The organism is Novosphingobium pokkalii (genome assembly GCF_014652855.1).
Lineage (GTDB): Bacteria > Pseudomonadota > Alphaproteobacteria > Sphingomonadales > Sphingomonadaceae > Novosphingobium > Novosphingobium pokkalii.
This window is the reverse complement of the sequence record NZ_BMZP01000004.1, coordinates 61,235-82,526: the sequence shown is the minus strand read 5'-3', so window position 1 is coordinate 82,526 and position 21,292 is coordinate 61,235. Positions and strand designations below refer to the sequence as shown.

The 21,292-nt window shown below is 68.5% G+C and carries 22 protein-coding genes; 17 read left to right on the top strand and 5 right to left on the bottom strand.

Features of this window, described 5'->3' with window-relative positions; genetic code table 11:
- Positions 1 to 32: 32 nt before the first annotated feature.
- The 5 genes from IE191_RS05615 to IE191_RS05595 form a co-directional block, all read right to left on the bottom strand.
- Complete coding sequence (locus tag IE191_RS05615) at positions 33 to 1,220, bottom strand: CCA tRNA nucleotidyltransferase (RefSeq protein ID WP_191323379.1); 1,188 nt, start codon at positions 1,218 to 1,220, stop codon at positions 33 to 35.
- Entirely contained in the window at positions 1,217 to 1,825 is a 609-nt protein-coding gene (locus IE191_RS05610; protein WP_191323378.1) for an NUDIX hydrolase, read from the bottom strand. Before IE191_RS05610 ends, IE191_RS05615 begins: the two co-directional genes overlap by 4 nt.
- Positions 1,822 to 2,397, bottom strand: a complete 576-nt coding sequence (locus tag IE191_RS05605; RefSeq protein WP_191323377.1) for a DUF1285 domain-containing protein — start codon at positions 2,395 to 2,397, stop codon at positions 1,822 to 1,824. Before IE191_RS05605 ends, IE191_RS05610 begins: the two co-directional genes overlap by 4 nt.
- A gap of 22 nt (positions 2,398 to 2,419) precedes the next feature.
- The gene (locus IE191_RS05600; RefSeq protein WP_191323376.1) at positions 2,420 to 2,929 is read right to left on the bottom strand and encodes a GNAT family N-acetyltransferase; all 510 of its coding nucleotides are present in this window, start codon (positions 2,927 to 2,929) and stop codon (positions 2,420 to 2,422) included.
- Positions 2,930 to 3,113: 184 nt separating this feature from the next.
- Positions 3,114 to 3,419, bottom strand: a complete 306-nt coding sequence (locus IE191_RS05595; protein ID WP_191323375.1) for a 2Fe-2S iron-sulfur cluster-binding protein — start codon at positions 3,417 to 3,419, stop codon at positions 3,114 to 3,116.
- A 111-nt stretch (positions 3,420 to 3,530) separates the two neighbouring features.
- On the opposite strand from IE191_RS05595, the gene IE191_RS05590 reads away from it, so the two are divergent.
- The 17 genes from IE191_RS05590 (at position 3,531) to murC (ending at position 21,235) form a co-directional block, all read left to right on the top strand.
- On the top strand, positions 3,531 to 4,148 hold the full coding sequence (locus IE191_RS05590) for a DNA-3-methyladenine glycosylase family protein (protein ID WP_191323374.1): 618 nt from the start codon (positions 3,531 to 3,533) through the stop codon (positions 4,146 to 4,148).
- The gene (locus IE191_RS05585) at positions 4,145 to 4,936 is read left to right on the top strand and encodes an SDR family oxidoreductase (protein ID WP_191323373.1); all 792 of its coding nucleotides are present in this window, start codon (positions 4,145 to 4,147) and stop codon (positions 4,934 to 4,936) included. The genes IE191_RS05590 and IE191_RS05585 overlap by 4 nt, the downstream gene beginning before the upstream one ends.
- Before the next feature lie 25 nt (positions 4,937 to 4,961).
- Positions 4,962 to 5,576, top strand: coding sequence for a heme ABC exporter ATP-binding protein CcmA (ccmA, locus tag IE191_RS05580; RefSeq protein ID WP_191323372.1), 615 nt, complete (start codon positions 4,962 to 4,964; stop codon positions 5,574 to 5,576).
- Complete coding sequence (gene ccmB / locus IE191_RS05575) at positions 5,573 to 6,235, top strand: heme exporter protein CcmB (protein WP_191323371.1); 663 nt, start codon at positions 5,573 to 5,575, stop codon at positions 6,233 to 6,235. Before ccmA ends, ccmB begins: the two co-directional genes overlap by 4 nt.
- Before the next feature lie 62 nt (positions 6,236 to 6,297).
- Positions 6,298 to 7,293, top strand: coding sequence for a cysteine synthase A (locus tag IE191_RS05570; protein WP_191323370.1), 996 nt, complete (start codon positions 6,298 to 6,300; stop codon positions 7,291 to 7,293).
- Positions 7,294 to 7,310: 17 nt separating this feature from the next.
- The gene (locus IE191_RS05565) at positions 7,311 to 7,664 is read left to right on the top strand and encodes a hypothetical protein (RefSeq protein ID WP_191323369.1); all 354 of its coding nucleotides are present in this window, start codon (positions 7,311 to 7,313) and stop codon (positions 7,662 to 7,664) included.
- A 403-nt stretch (positions 7,665 to 8,067) separates the two neighbouring features.
- On the top strand, positions 8,068 to 8,568 hold the full coding sequence (locus IE191_RS05560) for a division/cell wall cluster transcriptional repressor MraZ (RefSeq protein WP_168556852.1): 501 nt from the start codon (positions 8,068 to 8,070) through the stop codon (positions 8,566 to 8,568).
- Entirely contained in the window at positions 8,565 to 9,569 is a 1,005-nt protein-coding gene (gene rsmH, locus IE191_RS05555) for a 16S rRNA (cytosine(1402)-N(4))-methyltransferase RsmH (protein WP_229815127.1), read from the top strand. Before IE191_RS05560 ends, rsmH begins: the two co-directional genes overlap by 4 nt.
- Complete coding sequence (locus tag IE191_RS05550; RefSeq protein WP_191323368.1) at positions 9,566 to 10,357, top strand: hypothetical protein; 792 nt, start codon at positions 9,566 to 9,568, stop codon at positions 10,355 to 10,357. Before rsmH ends, IE191_RS05550 begins: the two co-directional genes overlap by 4 nt.
- On the top strand, positions 10,354 to 12,093 hold the full coding sequence (locus IE191_RS05545; protein WP_191323367.1) for a peptidoglycan D,D-transpeptidase FtsI family protein: 1,740 nt from the start codon (positions 10,354 to 10,356) through the stop codon (positions 12,091 to 12,093). Before IE191_RS05550 ends, IE191_RS05545 begins: the two co-directional genes overlap by 4 nt.
- Positions 12,090 to 13,556, top strand: coding sequence for a UDP-N-acetylmuramoyl-L-alanyl-D-glutamate--2,6-diaminopimelate ligase (locus tag IE191_RS05540; protein ID WP_191323366.1), 1,467 nt, complete (start codon positions 12,090 to 12,092; stop codon positions 13,554 to 13,556). The genes IE191_RS05545 and IE191_RS05540 overlap by 4 nt, the downstream gene beginning before the upstream one ends.
- On the top strand, positions 13,553 to 15,016 hold the full coding sequence (locus IE191_RS05535; RefSeq protein ID WP_191323365.1) for a UDP-N-acetylmuramoyl-tripeptide--D-alanyl-D-alanine ligase: 1,464 nt from the start codon (positions 13,553 to 13,555) through the stop codon (positions 15,014 to 15,016). Before IE191_RS05540 ends, IE191_RS05535 begins: the two co-directional genes overlap by 4 nt.
- Before the next feature lie 13 nt (positions 15,017 to 15,029).
- Positions 15,030 to 16,094, top strand: coding sequence for a phospho-N-acetylmuramoyl-pentapeptide-transferase (gene mraY / locus IE191_RS05530; protein WP_191323364.1), 1,065 nt, complete (start codon positions 15,030 to 15,032; stop codon positions 16,092 to 16,094).
- Positions 16,091 to 17,386: a UDP-N-acetylmuramoyl-L-alanine--D-glutamate ligase gene (murD, locus tag IE191_RS05525; protein ID WP_191323363.1), complete on the top strand. Its 1,296-nt coding sequence runs from the start codon at positions 16,091 to 16,093 to the stop codon at positions 17,384 to 17,386. The genes mraY and murD overlap by 4 nt, the downstream gene beginning before the upstream one ends.
- A gap of 5 nt (positions 17,387 to 17,391) precedes the next feature.
- Complete coding sequence (locus IE191_RS05520; protein WP_373299245.1) at positions 17,392 to 18,615, top strand: FtsW/RodA/SpoVE family cell cycle protein; 1,224 nt, start codon at positions 17,392 to 17,394, stop codon at positions 18,613 to 18,615.
- Positions 18,612 to 19,814, top strand: coding sequence for an undecaprenyldiphospho-muramoylpentapeptide beta-N-acetylglucosaminyltransferase (gene murG / locus IE191_RS05515; RefSeq protein WP_191323362.1), 1,203 nt, complete (start codon positions 18,612 to 18,614; stop codon positions 19,812 to 19,814). Before IE191_RS05520 ends, murG begins: the two co-directional genes overlap by 4 nt.
- Entirely contained in the window at positions 19,811 to 21,235 is a 1,425-nt protein-coding gene (murC, locus tag IE191_RS05510; protein ID WP_191323361.1) for a UDP-N-acetylmuramate--L-alanine ligase, read from the top strand. Before murG ends, murC begins: the two co-directional genes overlap by 4 nt.
- Positions 21,236 to 21,292: the final 57 nt, after the last annotated feature.

Below are 21,292 nucleotides of genomic sequence, written 5' to 3'. Positions count from 1 at the left end.
GTTGGGGGGTGGTGGATATCACGCGCCCCGTCTCACCCCTTGGCCAGTTCCTCGTCCAGCAACTGCATCACGCGGGCTTCGTCGGGGAAGCCTTCGGCGACCCAGCGGGCTTCCACGGCGCGCAGGATGCGGGCGACGTCTGGGCCGGCGCCGATGCCGCGCGCCACGATCTGCCCGCCCTTGAGCGGCAGGCGTGGCGTGGCCCAATCAGAAAGATCGCCAGTGCTGCGCCCGGCCAGCATGAGCCGGTCGAGTGCTTCCTCGCGCCCCAGTTCATAGGCCAGCGTGCGCGCGGGCTTGATCGCGTCGAGCGGGTGGCGCCCGGCTGCGCTGGCAAGGCGCTTGCGCTGCGCCACCGAGAGGCGCAGGCGGGCGGCGACCTGCTCGACCAGGGCCGGATCGGCGGGCAGCAGCGCGGCCATGCGGCGCAGTGCGTCGGGCGCCAGCCCCTCGCGCGCTTCGGCGGCGATCAGCGCGGGCAGGGGCGCCGGATCGGCTTCGGGCAGGACTTGCGCCAGAACGCCAAGCTCGGCCATGCGCGCCACCGTGGGCGCGGGATCGGGCAGGCCGAGCAGGCCCAGCAGTTCGCTGGCGATCCGCTCGCGCGAGAGGCCTTTCATCCCCGGTGCCAGCGCGGCGCAGGCCGCCTCGGCCTGGGCATCGGCCGGCAAGGAACCGAAGCGCGCCTGGAAGCGGAAGTAGCGCAGGATGCGCAGGTAATCCTCGCGGATGCGCTGCTCGGCATCGCCGATGAAGCGCACGGTGCGCGTGGCGAGATCGTCGAGCCCGCCGAAATGGTCGCTCAGTGCCAGGGTACGTGGATCGGCATAGAGCGCGTTGATGGTGAAATCGCGGCGCGCGGCGTCCTCGCGCCAATCTTGCGAAAAGGACACGGTGGCGTGGCGCCCGTCGGTGGACACGTCCTGCCGCAGCGTGGTGATTTCCACCGGGCCGCCGGGCAGCACGGCGGTGATCGTGCCATGGGCAAGGCCGGTGGGCACCTGGCGGATGCCGGCGGCCTTGAGCAGGGCCTGGGTTTCCTCCGGCCGGTGCTGCGTGGCCATGTCGATGTCTTTGACCGCAAGGCCCAGCAGCGTGTCGCGCACCGCGCCGCCGACATAGCGGCAGGTGCTCAGCCCCTGGGGATCGAGCGCGGCGACAAGCGCGGCGAGGTCTTCGCGCCCGGTCCAGGCGGCGGCGGGCAGAGTCTTGGTGGTCATGCCGTGGGCCATTCCAGTCGCTTGGCAAGGTTGGCGATGATCGCGGCGGTCACGCCCCAGATGCGGTGGCCCTGCCACAGGATCTCGATCGTGCGGCCCTTGCGGCCGTTCCATTCCGCCTCGATCCAGCCATGGCCGCGCCGGTCCATCAGCAGCGCCAGTGGCGGCTCGAACCAGCCGGCCACTTCGGCCGGATTGGGCCGCAGCGCCAGTCCTTCGGGCACCACGGCGAGGACCGGGGTGATGTCATACCCCGTGCCGGTGCGATAGCGGTCGGTCGGGCCGATCACCTGCACCTGGGCCGGATCGATGCCCAGTTCCTCGTTCGCTTCGCGCAGGGCAGCTTCCACCGGGGTTTCGCCCGGCTCGATCTTGCCGCCGGGAAAGGCGGCCTGGCCGGGATGGGCGCGCATGTGGCTGGGGCGGTGGATCAGCAGCACGCCCGGCCCATCGGGATGGTCGGTCCTGTCGGTCACCGCGATCAGCACGGCGGCGGGGCGCAGGCCATCGGGCACCACGCGCCAGTCGGCGATCAGATCGGGGTCAGGCCCGGCATGCCCGGCCCGGTGCAGGGCGGAAAGCCGGGCCAGCAGGGCCTCGCTCACGCCGCAGGCACCAGGGCAAAGCGCGCGCCACGGCTTTCCACCGCGAGGTCTTCGGGCGGCGAGATGGCGAGCGCATGGGCGATCAACTGGCCATAAGTGCTGCGGTTGAGCCGCGCCTCGATGCCGTGGCGCACGGCGACGTAGAACGCCGGCACGTCGGCCGTCCCGGCCACGCGCAGCGGATGCTCCGGCCCGCACAGCACGATATCGTCGGTGTTGAGGCGGAAGGCGAGCACGGCCTGGCCGCTGGCGGGATCGTGGCGCACTTCCATGTCCACGGCAACCAGTGCGGCATCGTCCACCGCAATCGCCAGCCGTTCATGCGGGGTGACAAGCCAGTGCTGCCCTTGCGCATCGCGCATCAGCAGCGTGGCAAAGGCGCGGACCATGGCCGGGCGGGTGATCGGGCTGCCTTCGTGCAGCCAGGCGCCATCGGCCTGGATCGTCATGTGGCTTTCCCCGCTGTGCGCGGGGGTCCACTGGTCCAGCGGGGGCAGGCGGCGCTCTTGCGCCAGGGCGGCGATTTCGCTCAGCGAAAGGCCGGCCAGTTCGGGGGGAGGTTCATAGGGCACTCCCCGCCACTGCCAGACTTGATCAGCCCCGCCAAGGCCCCAGCATGCCTTCGCCCGGAAGGACGGCAGGGTTGGCGGTGCGGCACAGCAGGCGATGCTGGTCGAACGGGCCGGGCAATTGCCAGCCGCCGGTGTGAGCATTGCTGAAGCCGAAGAACCGCTCGTAATATTCCGGATCGCCGATCATCACCTGCGGCAGCGGCGCGCGCGGATCGATCGCGGTGAGGCTGGCGGTGACCAGTGCCTTGCCATAGCCGCGCCCCTGCTGCCCGGGCATGACCGCCACCGGGCCGACCATGATCATCGGCACCTTGCGGCCTTCCGGCGTGGTGAGCGCCACCGGCCAGCACTGGATCGTGCCGGCCAGCATCTCGTCCTCGTCCAGCGCGGCAAACGACAGGCCGGGCAGCCAGTCCAGCCCCTCGCGCAGGCGATAGGCCGTGCGCTGGCGGCGCTCCGGCTCGAACGCCATGTCGAGCAGGTCTTCGACCAGTTGCGGATCGACATCGGCGAGGGGAATGATCGTGGACAAGGGAGCGGGCGCCTTTGCGCAAGGAAGAAGGGGGGGAATCGAAAAGTCGCCGGGCCGATAGCCGCTGGGGGGCAGGGGGGCAAGGGCCGCGCGCCGGCAGGGTGGCTGCGTCGTGGCCGGGGATTGCCCACAAAAAAGCGCGCCAGGGTTGCCCCCGGCGCGCCTTTTGCGGGGAATGGCCCGATCAGTCTTCCGGTGCGATGGTGACCTTGAGGCCTTCGACCACGGGCAACTGGCACGACAGGCGCGAGGTGGCGGTGCGGTGATCGGAGCTGTCGAGCAGGTCGTTTTCGTCTTCGCTCATCGCCGGCAGGGCGTCGCCGCCGTCTTCCACATAGACATGGCAGGTCGCGCACGAGCAGCAGCCGCCGCACAGAGCGAGCAATTCATCGAAACCATTGTCGCGAATGGCTTCCATCACGGTGAGGCCACTGCCCACTTCGATGGTCTTTTCGGAACCGGCACGATCGACGACAACAAGCTTCGGCATGGTCACAAGCTCCTCATGGGGGCGGGATTCGCATCCCTCTCTGTTCGCCCTTCGTCCCGGCTGCTAAAGCCCTGCCTATCTATTGGCAAGTGCGAAGGGATGCGGCGCCCGATGGGACTTTCGGCAGAAGCGATAAGGGCCGGGCTCGATCACCTTGCCGTGCAAAACCCGGCGTTCGCCGCGGCTCTGGCCAAAGTGGGCTATCCCGAGCCGCGCATTCGCGAGACCGGCTATCGCACGCTGCTGCGCACCATCGTGGGGCAGCAGGTGAGCGTGGCGGCGGCCGCTTCGGTCTGGACGCGGCTGGAAGCGCTGCTGGGCGAGGCGATGCCGCCCGAAGACCTGCTGGCCGCCGATTTCGATGCCCTGCGCGGCTGCGGCCTGTCGCGGCAGAAGCAGGGCTATGCCCGCTCGCTGTGCGAACTGGTGGTTTCGGGCGAACTCGATCTGGCCGCGCTGCCCGCCGATGACGAGGCAGCCATCGCGCAACTCGTGCGGATCAAGGGCGTGGGGCGCTGGTCGGCGGAAATCTACCTGCTGTTTGCCGAAGGGCGGCCCGATATCTGGCCCGCCGGAGACCTGGCGGTCCAGGTGGGGCTGGGCAAGCTGCTGGGCCTGCCGGACCGGCCGAGCGAGAAGGACACCCGCGCCCTGGCCGAACCCTGGCGCCCGCACCGGGGAGCACTCGCGCTGTTCACCTGGCACTGCTACGCCAATCCCGCACTATGAGCCGCTGTCTGTTCGTGACCGGCGGCGCCTCGGGCATCGGCCGCGCGATGGCGCAGCGTTTTGCGCAGGCGGGCTGGTTCGTTGCCTTGGCCGATGTCGATGTGCCGGGCATGGCGCAGACCGGCGCGCTGTTGCCGGCCGGGCGCTGGTCTGCCCATTTGCTCGATGTGCGCGATGCGGCCGCCTGGGACGCCGCGCTGGCCGCTGCGGCGCAGGCGGGTGGCGGTGCGATCCATGTGGTGGCCAACAACGCCGGGGTGCCGCTGGGCGGAAGGCTGGCCGATTGCAGCGTGGCCGAGATCGAGCGGGTGATTGTCATCAATCTCACCGGTGCCACGCTGGGGGCGCGGGCGGCCTATCCCTGGCTCAAGGCGGCGGCGCAGGCCGGTGGCGGGCCGGTCTGCCTGCTCAACACCGCGAGCGCAGCGGCGCTTTATGGCACGCCTGGCACCAGCGCCTATGCCGCGACCAAGGCCGGGCTGCGCGCGCTGACCGAAGCGCTCGATGCCGAATGGGCGGGCGATGGCATTGCCGTGCGCAGCCTGATGCCCGGCTTCATTGCCACGCCCTTGATCGAGCAGGCGCCCAATGCGGCCACGCCGGGCACGATCCGCGATGTGGTGCAGCGCCAGCGGCTGGACATCGGGCGGCCGCAAGACGTGGCGCAGGCGGCGTGGCAGGCGGTGCATGGCGCGCGGCTGCACACGCTGGTCGGCCCCACGGCGCGGCGCCTGGCCTTTGCCGCGCGCTGGCTGCCGGGCGCCCTGCGTCGCCGGTTGCGGCGGTGAGGGTTGAGCGTTAGGGCCTGATCCTATGACCGCACCCCGCCTTGTTGCCCGTGATCTGGCCTGCCGGCGCGGTGATCGTGTGCTGTTCCGGGGCGTGCAGCTTGACCTGGGGCCGGGTGAGGCGCTGCATCTCGCCGGGGCCAACGGCATCGGCAAATCCAGCCTGATCCGCATCCTGGCCGGCCTGATGCGGCCCTTTGCCGGCACGGTGGAGCGCGACGGCGCGCTGGCGCTGGTGGACGAGCGGCTGGCGCTCGATGGGCACCTGCCGCTGGGCCGCGCGCTGGCGTTCTGGCACGCGATCGACCGCACGGCACCGGGCGCGGACGATCCCTTTGGCCTGGCCGATCTGGCCGATGTGCCGGTGCGCTATCTCTCCACCGGGCAGAAGAAGCGCGCGGCGCTGGCCCGGCTGGCGGCGGCGCAGGCGCCGATCTGGCTGCTCGACGAGCCGCTCAACGGGCTGGACACCGCGTGGGCGGGGCAGGCGCAGGCCGGCATTGAGGCGCATCGTGCCGCCGGCGGGCTGGTGGTGATCGCCTCACACCAGCCGCTGGCGCTGGCGGGCCTCAGGACTCTGGCCATGGCCGACCATGTCCCCGCAGGCGAAGCCGCCAATGGCGAAGAGGATTGGGCATGATTGCGCGGCTCTGGCCGATCTTCCGGCGCGATCTGGCGCTGCTGCTGCGCGGGGCGCAGGGGCGCGGCGGGGCGGCGCTGCCGCTGCTGTTCTTTCTGGCCGTGGCCATGCTCTATCCCTTTGCGGTGGGGCCGGATGCCCGCCTGCTGAGTCGCACCGGGGCAGGGGTGATCTGGGTTGCGGCGCTGCTCGCCGCGATCCTGCCGCTCGACCGACTGGTGGAGCCGGACGTGGAAGCCGGGCTGTTCGACCAGTGGGCGCTGCGCGGCCTGTCGGAAGAAGTGCTGCTGATGGTGCGTATCGTCGCCCACTGGATCAGCTTTGGCGTTCCGCTTCTGCTGGCCGCACCTCTGGCGGCGGGGCTGCTCTCGCTCGATGGCGGGCAACTGGCGATGGTCGAATGGGGCCTGCTGCTCGGCACGCCGGGCCTGGCCGCGATCGGGGTGACGATTGCCGCGCTCACCGCCGGCCTGCGTGCCGGGGCGGCGCTGGGCGGGCTGCTGGCCATTCCGCTTACCGTGCCGCTGCTGATCTTTGGCGCCGGCTCGTTGCAGCCGGGTGGGGAGGGCGGGCTTGGCCTGCTGGCCGCGTGCAGCCTGGTGGCGCTGGCCGTGGCGCCCTTTGCCGGGGCGGCGGCGATACGGGCGACACGCGAATAGCTTTTCCCTGCCCAAGCGCAATTGAGTTGCCGTTTGCGTCAGGGCGCCTTACCTCCCGGGGCATGACTGCTCCCGCGATCGTTTCCGACAGCCTCTCCCTTATCGGCAACACCCCGCTCGTGCGCCTGGCCGGTCCCAGCGAAGCGGCCGGTGCCGAGATCTATGGCAAATGCGAATTCGCCAACCCTGGCGCCTCGGTCAAGGACCGGGCCGCGCTGTGGATCGTGCGCGATGCCGAGGAACGCGGCGCGTTGAAGCCGGGCGGCACGATCGTGGAGGGGACAGCAGGCAACACCGGCATCGGCCTGGCGCTGGTGGCCAATGCGCTGGGCTACAAGAGCGTGATCGTGATGCCCGAGACGCAATCGCGCGAGAAGATGGACACGCTGCGCGCGCTGCGGGCCGAACTGGTGCTGGTGCCCGCCGCGCCCTTTTCCAACCCCAATCATTTCGTCCACACCTCGCGCCGCATTGCCGAGGAAACCGATGGCGCGATCTGGGCCAACCAGTTCGACAACATTGCCAACCGCCGCGCCCACATCGAAAGCACCGCGCCGGAAATCTGGGCGCAGATGGACGGGCGCATCGATGGCTTCATCTGCGCGGCCGGCACCGGCGGCACGATCGCCGGCACGGGCATGGGCCTCAAGGCCTTTGACGAGGCCATCACCGTGGGCCTGGCCGATCCGCATGGCGCCGCGCTCTACAACTATTACGCGCATGGCGAGTTGAAGGCCGAAGGGTCTTCCGTGGCCGAGGGCATCGGCCAAGGGCGCATCACCGCCAATCTGGAAGGCGCGCCGATCGACGCCCAGTTCCGCATTTCCGACGAGGAAGGGCTCTATTGGGTGGAGCGCCTGCTGGCCGAGGAAGGGCTGTGCCTGGGCCTGTCGAGCGGCATCAACGTGGCCGGCGCCGTGGCGCTCGCCAAGCAGATAGGGCCGGGCGCAAGGGTCGCCACGATCCTGTGCGACACCGGCTTCCGTTACCTGTCCTCGCTCTACAATCCCGAGTGGTTGCGGGCCAAGGGGCTGCCGGTCTTCCCGTGGCTTGAGTAATACGGTATAGCGGCGCGATGGCGCTGTTTGGATTGCAACGCGAACGCAAGGTTTCCCCGTTCGGGGCCGCCACGGCTGCGCCCGTTGCGCCGGTCCACCACGTTCCCCTTTCGCCGCGCGAACTGCGCGCCCAGGCGGTCTATCGCCTGCAAGTGGGCCTGTTCGGACTGGGCGCGATCCTGTTGCTGATCAGCCTGGCCAACGTGATCATGGAGCGCGTGACGCTGGCCAACCGCGCGGCCGCGCTCGATCCCACGGTGGAGGCCAGCTCCACCGCAGCCAACGATCCGCTGGTGGACATGGGCGTTGCCCCCGAATTGCCGGTGGGCGCCGCCCCGGCCCCGCAACCGACCAACACTCCGCAACACTGAGCGGCCACGCGGCCGTTTCCATGCGCCAAGACTGGGCCAGGTCTGGTCTGGGAAAACGCGGGACGGGCAGCGCCTGATTCCCGGCTTGGCACGGGAAAGCACGGGAAAAAGCACCTCCGAAATGGCCGTGATTCGGAAACTGGCGGGATTCCAAGGGTTTCAGGATGAAACATATCATGAACATTGGTTTGGTTAAGAGTAAAATACCATAAAAAACCCCAATTGAATCAGGTTCTGACCGTTCTTTCCCGTAATTTCCCCTTTTCGCCCGGAGGCTCCCGCGATAGCATGGCGCCATCGGGACAAGCTTTCATGTCGCATCCGTGGGGGATGGTTCGGCTGGTGTGCGCACATCGGCTGATGACGGGAAGCTTTTGTCCGGCGGGCAAGGTGGTGACGGGACGTGGCGGGAGCACCGTCAAACTACTGGGGGCAGGGCTTCTCGCCGCGTGGCGAGAAGAACCGCTTCGTCCTGCCCGCAGACTTCCGCGCCACCGTGAAAGACGCCTCGCAGGGCCAGCGCCTGCTGTGCCTCGATCGCCATCACAAGTTCCCCTGCCTCACCGGTTTCGGGCTGTCCCGCGTGGAAACCTTTCCCGCCCGCATCGCCCGGGAAGAGGAAATGGCCTTCAAGCGTGGGGAAGACTTCGATCCCGATACCCGTGCTGCCCAACTCTATGGTTTCCTGCGTGCCAGCTTTGACGAATCCGGTCGTTTCATCCTGCCCGATCACCTCGGGGAGCAGGCCCGCGTGAGCGACGCGCTCTATTTCCACGGCGGCGGCGAATTCTTCACGATCTGGGCGCCCGAAGTTCTGTTCGAGATGGACAGCGGTTGGGACAGTGCCAAGGCCACCTGCCGCGCCCTGCTGGCCGAAGCCGCGCAGAAGGGGAAGCGCAAGTGAGCGCCGCCACCACGCCCCCTTCCGCCCTCGTGCCCGCGCAGGCCCCGCACATTCCCGTGCTGCTCGATGAAGTGATCGCCGCGCTGGCCCCGCAGGCCGGCGACGTGATCGTTGACGGCACGTTCGGCGCGGGCGGCTATACCCGCGCGATCCTGGCGCAGGGCGCGACGGTGCATGCGTTCGATCGCGATCCCGATGCGATTGCCGCCGGGCAGCAATGGCCCGAAACCACCGGCGCTGCGCCCACCCTGGTGCTGCATCCGCGCCGCTTTTCGGAAATGGCCACGGCCCTTGCCGAAGCGGGGGTGACGCAAGTGGCCGGCGTGGTGCTCGATATCGGGGTCAGCTCGATGCAGCTCGACCAGCGCGAACGCGGCTTTGCCTTTTCCAGCGATGGCCCGCTCGACATGCGCATGTCGCAAGACGGCATGAGCGCCGCCGATTTCCTCAACGAGGCGGATGAGGCGGCGATCGCCGACGTGCTCTATGTCTATGGCGAAGAGCGCCAGTCGCGCCGCGTGGCGCGCGCGGTGGTGGCCGCGCGGCCGCTGACCACCACCGCGCAGTTTGCCGCCGTGGTGCGCAAGGCGCTGGGCTATCGCCCCGGCGCGGCCAAGGATCCGGCAACGCGCAGCTTCCAGGCCGTGCGCATCCATGTGAATGGCGAGCTGGACGAGTTGCGCGCCGCGCTCGATGCGGCCGAGCGGCTGCTCGCGCCGGGCGGGCGCCTGGCCGTCGTCAGCTTCCACAGCCTGGAAGACCGCATCGTCAAGCAGTTCCTGCGCGAGGCTGCCGGTGCCCTGCCGTCTGGTTCGCGCCATCTCCCGCCCCAGGCGCAAGCCTTTGCGGCGGTCTTTGAAAAGCCTTCGGCGGCGATCCGACCGGGGGCCGAGGAAGAGGCGCGCAACCCGCGCGCCCGGTCTGCCACCTTGCGCTGGGCGGTGCGAACCACTGCCCGGGCGCGTGCGTTTTCGCAAAGTGCGGGGAGCCAATCGGCATGATCCTGTCTGCCCAACGCCTGCGGTCGATCGGTTGGCTCGCGCTGCTTGCGGTGTGCGGCGCGCTGGTGATGATTCTGTCTTTCCGGGTCAATGCCCTGCGCAGCCAGGTGCACCGCGCCGAGGGGCAGATCGTGGCGCTCAAGCAGCAGAAGATGTATCTTGAAACGGAATTCGAGACACGCGCCAACCAGCAGCAGCTCAAGGCGTGGAACGATCTGGAATTCGGCTATGTCGCCCCGGTGGCCGGGCAATACCTGGAAAACGAGCGCCAGCTTGCGGTGCTGAGCAAGCCGGCCGAGCCCGATGCCCCGGCGCCGATTCGCGTTGCCACGGTGGATGACAGCGTGATTGCCGCCGCTGCATTCCCGGCGCTTTCGGGCAGCAATGCGGCGGTGCGGCCGCTTTCCGAAACCCATGAAGCCGAACACGCGGACGACGATGGCGGGGCTGGCAAGCCACGCAGCCGCGCGCTCGACCATGCCGCCGCGACGGCGACGCTGGCGGAAAAGCTCGGCACGCTGCACGCAGCCGGCGCGCGACAGGCCGATGCGGCCGACGAAAAGCGCGAAAAGCACGGCAAGCCCATCGCCAAGCGCACGGCAACGGTGGACAAGGCCAAGTCTACGGCTTCCCGCGAAGGTGGCGCACAAACTAAGGCTGTGGGCAAATCTGCCCGGTCGGACTCCAAATCCGCGGCGAAATCCGGCAGGGAGGCCAAGCCGGCGGTGAAGACCGCGCAGAAGACCATCCACGGGGATCGCAAGACAGGAGTGAAGACGAGCCGGTGAACCAGCTTACCGCCTCGGCCGCCATCGCCACGGGCCGCGTCCAGTTGGCCAGCGTGCGCCAGCGCCTGCTGGTCACTGCCAAGGTTCGCGTCCTGGTGGTGGCGGTGGGCTTCGTGTTCCTGACGCTCACCGCCCTGGTGCGGCTGACCCAGCTTGGCCTGTTCGAGCAGGCGCCCGATCGCCGCTCGCTGGCCGAGGCGCTGTTGCCGCCGCGTGGCGAGATCACCGATCGCAACGGCGTGCCGCTGGCCCGCGCGTTTCCCTCCTATTCGCTGTGGTTCAATCCCAAGGCGCTGGGCGAGGGCGGCAATCCCCTGGTCAAGACGCCCGAGGAAGTGGCCCGCGCGCTGGTACAGATCTTTCCCGATGCCGATTACAAGGATCTGGTCGAGCGCCTGAAATCGGGTCGGGGCAGCTATCTGCGCAAGCGCGTGTTGCCCGAAGAGGCCAACAAGGTCTTTGCCCTGGGCGAGCCGGCGCTGGAGTTCCCGCGCGAGAACCAGCGTTATTATCCGCAAGGCTCGCTGGCGGCCAACGTGCTCGGCTATGTGGATGAAGAGGGCAAGGGCCATGTCGGCATGGAGCAGGTGCTGGAACCGCGCCTGCTCGATCCGGCGCAGCGCGGCACGCCGGTGGCGCTGTCGATCGATTCGCGGGCGCAGGGCGCGCTGGAAGACGAACTGCTGCGCGGCATGCAGGAGAGCAATGCCAAGGGCGCGGCGGGCATCGTGCTCGATGTGGACAGCGGTGAAGTGGTGGCGCTGGCCTCGCTGCCCTCGTTCAATCCCAACCGGTCCGACCGCGCCTTTAACGACCTGGTGTTCAACCGCGTGTCGAACCAGGTCTATGAGCTTGGCTCCACGTTCAAGCCGATCACCATTGCCGCCGCGATCGATGCCGGGGTGGTGACCGATCTTTCCGTACGCTATCCGGCCGCGCCCCTGCACATCGCCGGGCGCACGATCCATGACAGCCACAATTTCGGTGCCTCGCTCAACGTGCCCGAGGCGCTGATCCATTCGTCCAACATCGTGACGGCGCAAGTGGCCGACAAGCTCGGCGGGCCGCTGCTCAAGCAGACGATGATGGCGCTGCACATGAACCAGCGGCCGACCATCGAATTGCCCGCGCGTGGTTTCCCGCTGTGGCCGCGCGGCGAGAACAAGGCCGGCGACTGGAGCCGGATCACCACGATGACGGTCAGCTATGGCCACGGCATCGCCGTGACCCCGCTGCACCTGGCCTGCGCCTATGCCGCGCTGGTCAACGGCGGCATCTGGCGCCCGGCCACGCTGTTCAAGGTTGATCCGGCGCACATTCCGGCCGGCACGCGCGTGTTCAAGGCCTCGACCAGCGCGCGCATCCGCCAGCTCTTGCGGATGATCGTGGCCGATGGCACGGGCCGCAAGGCCGATGCCTCGGGCTTTCGCGTGGGCGGCAAGACCGGCTCGGCCGAAAAGCCGGGCAACGGCGGCTATCGCAAGACCTCGCTGGTGGCGACGTTCGCCGCTGCGTTCCCGATGGACAAGCCGCGCTACGTGGTCATCGCCATGCTCGATGAACCGCAGGGCACGGCGGCCACGTCGGGCCAGCGCACGGCGGCGTGGAATGCGGCGCCGATCGTGGGCCGCGTGGTGCCGCGCATCGGGCCGCTGCTGGGCGTGGTGCCCGATGCCAGCCGCGATGTGGATATTTCGGATCTTTCGCCGTTGATCGGCAATGGAGAAGGTGAATGAAGCTGGGTGTGCTGGCACGGTCTGCCGGCGTGACGCTGCCCGAGGCGGCAGGCGACATCAATGTGACCGGCTTTGCCATCGACAACCGCAAGGTTGCGCCGGGCACGGTGTTCGGCGCCTTTGCCGGGGCGCAGGTGAATGGCGAGGACTTCATTCCCGCCGCGATCGCCGCCGGGGCGGTGGCCGTGGTCGCCCGCCCCGAAGCGAAAGTGGACGGCGCGCTGCACCTGGCCAGCGACACCCCGCGCCGCCTGTTTGCCCATCTCGCCGCGCCGTTCTTTGCCCCCGTGCCCGAAACCGTGGTGGCGGTGACCGGCACCAACGGCAAGACTTCCACCGTGGAAATGACCCGGCAGCTCTGGCGCATGGCCGGGCATGCGGCGGCCTCGATCGGTACGCTGGGCGTGACCACGGCCGATGAAAGCGTTTCCACCGGCCTGACCACGCCCGATATCGTCACCTTCCTGGCCAACATGCACGGCCTGGCGCGCGAAGGCGTGACGCATGTGGCCTATGAAGCCTCCAGCCACGGCCTCTCGCAGTTCCGCAACGAAGGGCTGCGGGTGGTGGCCGGCGGGTTCACCAACCTGAGCCGCGACCATCTCGACTATCACGAGACGATGGACGCCTATTTTGCGGACAAGATGCGGCTGTTCGATGAAGTCGTCGCCGATGGCGGCACGGCGGTGGTCTGGGCGGACGATGCGTGGAGCGACAAGGCCCTGGCCCATGTGGCGGCGCGGGGCCTGACCGTGCTGACCGTGGGCGAGAAGGGCGAAGCGATCCGCCTGGCGAGCCGCACCCCCACGCAACTGGGGCAGGTGCTGGAACTCGTCCACGCCGGTGCCACGCGCAAGGTCACGCTGCCCTTGATCGGCGCCTATCAGGCGGCCAACGCGCTGGTCGCGGCTGGGCTGGTGATCGCCAGCGGCGGCGATGCGGGTGCCACGCTCGATGCGCTGTCGCGCCTGCAACCGGTGCGCGGGCGGCTGGAGCGCGCCGCGATCAATCGGGCCGGGGCGCCGGTCTATGTCGATTATGCCCACACGCCCGATGCGATCGAGGCGGCGATTGCCGCGCTGCGCCCGCATGTGGGGGCGCGGCTGATCACCGTGATCGGTGCCGGTGGCGATCGCGATGCGGGCAAGCGGGCGCCGATGGGCGCGGCGGCCTGCGCCGGATCGGACGTGGTGATCGTGACCGACGACAACCCGCGCGGCGAAGACCCGGCCGCGATCCGCGCGGCCGTGATGGCCGGGTGCGATGGCAGGGCCGTGGAAGTGGCTGACCGCCGCGCCGCGATTGCCGCTGCCGTCAGCCAGGCGGGCAAGGGCGATATCGTGCTGGTGGCCGGCAAGGGCCACGAACAGGGACAGATCGTGGGGCGTGGAGAAGCGATGCGGGTGCTGCCGTTCGACGACGTGCAGGTGGCCCGCGAATGCGTGGGAGAGATAACCGGATGAGCGCCACTGCCGCCCTGATCGACTGGCCGCTGGAGGCCGAGGACGACACCCCGCTGGCCTTGTGGAGCGCAGGCGAGATCGCGGCGGCAACCGGTGGCAAGGCATCCACCGCCTTTGCCGTAAACGGCGTGGCGTTCGACAGCCGCGAGGTGATGGAGGGCGACCTGTTCCTCGCCCTGCGCGGCGAAACCGCCGATGGCCATCGTTTTCTGGGTGGCGCGTTCGGCAAAGGCGCTGCGGCCGCGCTGGTCGAGCATCCGGTGCTGCACCCCCATGTGCTGGTGGACGATACCACCGCCGCGCTTGATGCCCTAGGCCGCGCCGCGCGCGCGCGGATCGCGCCCGAGGCGCGCGTGATTGGCGTGACCGGTTCGGCAGGCAAGACGTCGGTGAAGGAAGCCCTGTTTGCCGCGCTCGATCGCGGCAGCCGGGGCCGGGCGCACCGCTCCGTGAAAAGCTACAACAACCACGTCGGCGTACCGCTCAGCCTGGCGCGCATGCCCGCGCGCACGCAGTTCGGCGTGTTCGAGATGGGCATGAACCACGCCGGGGAGCTTTCCGCGCTCACCCGCCTGGTGCGCCCGCACGTGGCCATCGTCACCACCATCGCCCCGGCCCATATCGGCCATTTCAGCGGCGAAGAGGGCATTGCCGACGCCAAGGGCGAGATCTTTGAAGGGCTGGAGCCAGGCGGGGTGGCGATCATTCCGGCCGACAACCGGCACTATGAGCGCCTGCGCGCCAAAGCGGCGCAGCACGCCGGCACGATCATCGCCTTCGGGCGCGCCGCCCATGCCGACGTGCGCCTGCTCGATGTGGTGCCGGCGCCGGGTGGCGGCTCGCTGGTGACGGCAGACCTGGGCAGCCGCAAGCTGTGCTACACCGTGGCACAGCCGGGCGATCACTGGGTGATCAATTCGCTGGCGGTGATGGCGGCCGTGCAGGCCGCCGGTGGCGATCTGGGCGCGGCCGGGTTGGCGCTCGCGGAAATGGCGGGCCTTGCCGGGCGCGGCGCGCGCCATACCCTGGCGGCGCCGGGCGGCGACGGCAGCGGCCAAGCCCTGCTGATCGACGAAAGCTACAACGCCAATCCCGCCTCGATGGCGGCGACGCTGGCCGAACTGGGCAAGACGCCTGCGGCGCGGCGCATTGCCGTGCTGGGCGCGATGCGCGAGCTGGGCGCGGACGAGGACCGCTATCACGCCGAACTGGCCGAACCGCTGCTTGGCGCCGGGATTGCCCATGCCGTGCTGGTTGGCCCCGAAATGGCGGCATTGGCCGACGCCTTGGGGAAAAGCGGCGCCGCCGCGCTTGCAGCGCCCCTGCAAGTCGATCATGTGCAGACCAGCGCCGAGGCCGCCGATGTGCTGGCGCGGATCGGCATTGCGGGCGGGGACGCGATCCTCGTCAAGGGTTCGAATTCGGTTGGTCTGGGCGCGCTGGTGAAGGCGCTGGCCTGACAAGGAACGGTGAATGCTCTATCTCCTGGCCCACTGGCTGCACTATGAAGGCCTGACCAATCTCTTCCGCTACCAGTCGTTCCGGGCCGGGGCCTCGTTGCTGACCGCGCTGATGATCGGCCTGCTGATAGGGCCACGTTTCATCAACATGCTGCGCATCCGTCAGGGCAAGGGCCAGCCGATCCGCGAGGACGGGCCGCAAACCCACCTTGCCAAGCGCGGCACGCCGACGATGGGCGGGCTGATGATCGTGACGGCGCTCGTGCTTGGCCTGCTGCTGTGGATGGACCTGTCCAGCCGCTATGTCTGGGCCTGCCTGATCGTGACGCTGGGCTTCGGCCTGATCGGCTTTCTCGACGATTACGACAAGGTGACGAAGTACGCGCACCAGGGCGTGCCGGCCAAGGTCCGCCTGCTGCTGGAATTCGTCATTGCCGGTATCGCGGCGTGGCTGGTGGTGACCGAAACCAACCTCTATGTGCCGGTTTTCAGCAATCTCTATATCCCGCTGGGGCCGTTCTACTTCGTGTTTGCCGCCTTCGTGATCGTCGGCGCGGGCAATGCCGTGAACCTGACAGACGGGCTCGATGGCCTGGCGATCATGCCGGTGATCATCGCCTGCGGCACCTTCGCGATCATCGCCTATCTCGCGGGCCGCGCCGACTATGCCCATTACCTGGGCATTCCCCACGTGCCCGGCGCGGGCGAGCTGGCAATCTATTGCGCGGCAGTGATGGGCGCAGGGCTGGCGTTTCTGTGGTTCAACGCGCCGCCGGCAGCGGTGTTCATGGGCGATACCGGCAGCTTGGCGCTGGGCGGCACGCTGGGCGTGATCGCCGTGGCGGCGCACCATGAAATTGTGCTGGCGATCGTGGGCGGGCTGTTCGTGATGGAAGCGGTCTCGGTCATCGTCCAGGTCTTTGTCTACAAGCGCACCGGCAAGCGAGTGTTTCGCATGGCCCCGATCCACCATCACTTCGAGCAGTTGGGCTGGAAGGAATCGACCGTGGTGATCCGTTTCTGGATCGTCTCGATCGTGCTGGCGCTGCTCGGCCTTGCCACGCTGAAGGTGCGATGATCGTCTCGTCTGCCTTTGCGGGAAAGAAATATGCCGTGCTGGGCTTGGCGCGCTCGGGCATGGCCACGGTGGAATGCCTGCTGGCCAGTGGCGCCGAAGTGACGGCGTGGGACGCGCGCGAGGAACCGCGCGCCGCGCTGGAAGGGCGCGCCACGCTGGCCGATCCGCTGGCGATCGACCTGACCGGCTTTGCCGGCGTCGTGGTTTCGCCCGGCGTGCCGCTCAACCGCCATCCGATTGCCACCCATGCCCGCGCCGCCGGGGTGCCGGTGATCGGCGACATCGAACTGTTTGCCCAAGCCCGCGCCGATCTGCCGCCGCACCGCGTGGTGGCGATCACTGGCACCAATGGCAAGTCCACGACCACGGCGCTGACTCATCACCTGTTGCAGCAGGCCGGGGTGCCCAGCCTGATGGGCGGCAATATCGGCAAGCCGATCCTGGAGCAGGTGCCGCTGCCCGCCGGCGGGGTCTATGTGCTGGAACTATCGAGCTATCAGATCGACCTGACGCAGCGGCTCGATGCCGATGTGGCCGTGCTGCTCAACGTCAGCCCCGATCACCTTGATCGCTACGATGGCTATGACGCCTACGTCGCATCCAAGGCGCGGCTGTTCGGCATGCAGGCACTGGGCCATCTCGCGCTGGTCGACATGCAGGCCGAACTGGACGACGACGTGCTGCGCTTTGCCCCGGAAGCGGCCAATTTCACGTTCATCAACGCGATCGACCTGCCCGGCGATCCGGCGCAGTGGCCCAGCCTGCAAGGCCCGCACAACCGCGCCAATGCCGCCGCGGCCGTGGGCGCGGCGCGCTATCTGGGCCTGGACGAGGCCACGATCGAGGCGGGCCTGAAAAGCTTTGTCGGCCTGCCGCACCGCATGGAGCGTGTGGCCGAAAAGGCCGGCGTGCTGTTCATCAACGACAGCAAGGCGACCAACCCGGCCTCCACCGCGCCGGCGCTTGCCGCCTTTCCGCGCATCCACTGGATCGTGGGAGGGTTGCCCAAGGGTGATGACCTGGACGATTGCGCCCCGCATTTCAGCCACGTCGTGCGCGCCTATACCATTGGCGAAGCCGGGCCGCGCTTTGCCGAAATCCTGGAGCCGGTGCTGCCGGTCACCCGCGCGGAAATGCTGGGCGATGCCGTGCGCGCGGCGATGGAGCAGGCGGTGCCGGGCGACGTGATCATGCTTTCGCCGGCCTGCGCCAGCTTTGACCAGTTCCGCGATTTCGAGGCACGCGGCGAATGCTTTCGCCAGATCGTGGCCGCGCTGACGGCGGGGAGTTGAACGGCATGACTTCCGGTGGCCCCCTGATGCCCCCGGCAACGGGCACCGCCTCTGCCGCCGTGCCTTCGCCTTCGGCCATGCAGCGGTTCCGGCGCACACGGCGCAGCGAACTGGTGATCTGGTGGCGCGAGATCGATCGCGTGCTGCTGGGCCTGGTCCTGGTGCTGATGATCGTGGGCGCGATTGCCGTGGCCGCCGCTTCGCCGGCCAGCGCGCATCGCCTGTCCACCCACCAGAAGGCGTTGGGCGATCTCTATTTCTTCTGGCGCCAACTGGAAATGCAGGCGCTGGGCCTGATCGGCATGTTCGCCGTCTCGCTGCTGCCCAAGGATACCGCGCGCCGCGCGGCGATCATGCTGGCAGGGGTGATGATCGTGGCGCTGGTGCTGGTGCCGATCATGGGCACCGAAGTGAAAGGCGCCAAGCGCTGGGTGCTGGGCATCCAGCCTTCGGAATTCCTCAAGCCCGGCTTCGCCATTGCCGTGGCCTGGATTCTCTCTTGGAAAGTGCGCGATCCGCACATGCCGGTGATCCGCCTGTCCATGGTGCCGATGGCGCTGGTGGCGATCCTGCTGATGGCGCAGCCCGATTTCGGCTCCACCGTGCTGTTCGGCGGGGTGTGGTTCGTGCTGGTGCTGCTGTCGGGCCTGCCGCTGGCGCGGGTCGGCTGGGCGCTGGGCGCGGGGATCGTCGCGGTGATCCTTGCCTATTTCTTCTATCCCAACGCAACCCATCGCATCGATGCGTTCCTTTCGGGCGGGTCGGAATTCGACCAGGTGGACCTGGCCATGCGCACGCTGGTGGCCGGCGGGTGGAGCGGCACCGGGCTGTGGCTGGGCGCGCGCAAGAACGCGCTGCCCGAGGCGCACACCGACTATATCTTCTCGGTGATCGGCGAGGAATTCGGGCTGATTTCCTGCGCCGTGGTGGTCATTCTCTACTGTGCCATCGTGCTGCGCGTGCTGCTGCGCCTGGTGGACGAGGAAGACCTGTTCACCGTGCTGGCGGCCACCGGCCTGGTCGCGCAACTGGCGGGCCAGGCCTTCATCAACATCCTGGTCAACCTGCAACTGTTCCCGTCCAAGGGCATGACGCTGCCGCTGATCAGCTATGGCGGTTCTTCGACCATCGCGCTTTTGCTGGGCGTGGGTTTCCTGCTCGCCATCACGCGCCGCAACCCTTATCTGACGCGCGAAACCTTTCACCTGGGCGAACTGACGCGCAAATGACTGCACAACCCCAACCCGGCGTATCGCGCCATTTCGTGCTGGCCGCCGGCGGCACGGGCGGGCACTTGATTCCCGCCTTTGCCCTCGCCACCGAACTGCACGCGCGCGGCCACCATGTCGCGCTGATCACCGATGCGCGTGGCGCGAAGATTCCCGGCAAGCCCGATTTCCTGACCGCCCATGTGCTGCCCGCCGGGCGGCTGGGCAAGAATCCGGTAGCGCTGCTCAAGGGCCTGCGCGCGATCTGGCAGGGCCGGTCGATGGCGCTGCGCCTGTTCGAAAGCTTTCAGCCGGCCTGCGTGATCGGCTTTGGCGGCTATCCCGCGCTGCCCGCGCTGCTGGCCGCCAGGGCCGCGCGCATTCCCACGGTGATTCACGAACAGAACGCCGTGCTCGGCCGGGTGAACCGCTATCTTGCCAAGTCGGTCGATGCCATTGCCACGGCCTATCACGAAGTGGACCGGCTTGACCCGCGCTTTGCCGGCAAGGTCCACCTGGTGGGCAATCCGGTCCGCCCCGAAGTGCTGGCGCTGCGCGGGCAGCCGTTCCCCGAATTTTCCGACGACAGCTTGTTTCGCGTGCTGGTGACGGGGGGCAGCCAGGGCGCCTCGATCCTGGCGAGCGTGGTGCCCGATGGGCTGGCGATGCTGCCGCCTGCGCTGCGCCATCGCCTGCAAGTGACGCAGCAGTGCCGCCCGGAAGACCTGGAAGCGGTGCGCGCGCGCTATGCCGCGCATGAAATTCCCGCTGAACTCGGCACCTATTTCGAGGATATGGCCAGCCGCCTGGCGGGCGCGCATTTGTTCGTCGGCCGGGCCGGGGCATCGACCATTGCCGAACTGACCGCCGTGGGCCGCCCGGCGATCCTGGTGCCCTTGCCGATCGCGACCGACGATCACCAGGCCGCCAACACGCGCGAGATGGTCAAGGCCGGCGGTGCGCGGGCGATCCGCCAGACCGGCTTTACCCCCACCGAACTGGCCAAGCAGATCCAGGCCATGGCAATGAACCCGGCCGGGCTGGGCCATGCCGCCCATGCCGGGTGGAACTGCGGCTTGCCACGCGCGGTGGAAGACCTCGCTGATCTGGTCGAAGGATTTGGCGGTGCGCCGCTGATGGATGTGATCCGGGTGGATGCGGCCACGGCCGCCCCGGCAACGGCCGGCGCGGAAGCGCTGGCGCTGGAGAATGAAGCATGAAGGGCGTCGGCGTCGAAATCGGCACGATCCATTTCGTCGGCATCGGCGGCATCGGCATGTCGGGCATTGCCGAAGTGATGCACAACATGGGCTATGCCGTGCAGGGTTCGGACATGGCGGAAAGCTATGTCGTCGAAGGGCTGCGCGCGCGGGGCATTCCGGTGATGATCGGCCAGCGCGCCGAAAACGTCGCCAATGCGCAAGTGGTGGTCACCTCCACGGCGGTCAAGCGCGACAATCCCGAAGTGGTCGCCGCGCTGGAAGCGCGCATTCCCGTGGTGCGCCGCGCGGAAATGCTGGCCGAGCTGATGCGCCTGAAAAACACCGTGGCGGTGGCCGGCACCCACGGCAAGACCACCACGACTTCGCTGGTCGCCTGCCTGCTCGATGCCGGGGGCGTCGACCCCACGGTGATCAACGGCGGCATCATCAATTCCTATGGCTCCAACGCCCGGCTGGGCGACAGCGAATGGATGGTGGTGGAAGCCGACGAGAGCGATGGTTCGTTCCTGCGCCTGGATGGCACGATCGCCGTGGTCACCAATATCGATCCCGAGCATCTCGATCACTATGGCTCGTTCGACAAGGTCAAGCGCGCCTTTGTCGAATTCATCGAGAACGTGCCGTTCTATGGCGCGGCGATGCTGTGCATCGATCACCCCGAAGTGCAGGCGATCATCCCCCAGGTGCGCGACCGCCGCGTGGTGACTTATGGCTTTTCCGCCCAGGCCGACGTGCGCGGCGAAGGCGTGACGCCCGGGCCGGGCGGCAATCGTTTCACCGCCGTGCTGCGCCAGCGCGACGGCTCGTTCCAGCGCATCGAGGACATTCACTTGCCCATGCCGGGGCGCCACAATGTGCAGAACGCGCTGGCCGCGATCGCCGTGGCCGTGGAAATGGGCGTGCCGCACGATCTGGTGCGCACCGGCTTTGCCAAGTTCGGCGGGGTCAAGCGCCGCTTCACCAAGGTGGGCGAAGTCACCGTGCCGGGCGGCGAAGTGGCGGTGATCGATGACTATGGCCATCACCCGGTGGAAATCCGCGCCGTGCTGGCCGCCGCGCGCGAAGGCGTGCGTGGCCGGGTGATCGCGGTGGTCCAGCCGCACCGCTTCACCCGCTTGCGCGATCACATGGAAGATTTCCAGGCCGCGTTCAACGATGCCGACGTGGTCTATGCCGCGCCGGTCTATCCCGCCGGCGAGCAGCCGATCGAAGGCGTGGACAGCGCCGCGATGGTCGAAGGCATCAAGGCGCGCGGCCACCGCAGCGCGCACCTGATCGCCGGGGCAGAGGCGCTGGCGGCGGAACTGGCGCCGCAGTTGCAGGCGGGCGACATGATTGTGTGCCTGGGCGCGGGGGATATCACCAAGTGGGCGGCTGGTCTGGCGCCGGCGATTGTGGCTTTGCGGGGTGGCGCATGACGGATGCGTCGCAGCACCACCCCCAAACCCCCTCCTCTGAAGAGGAGGAGGCTTTGC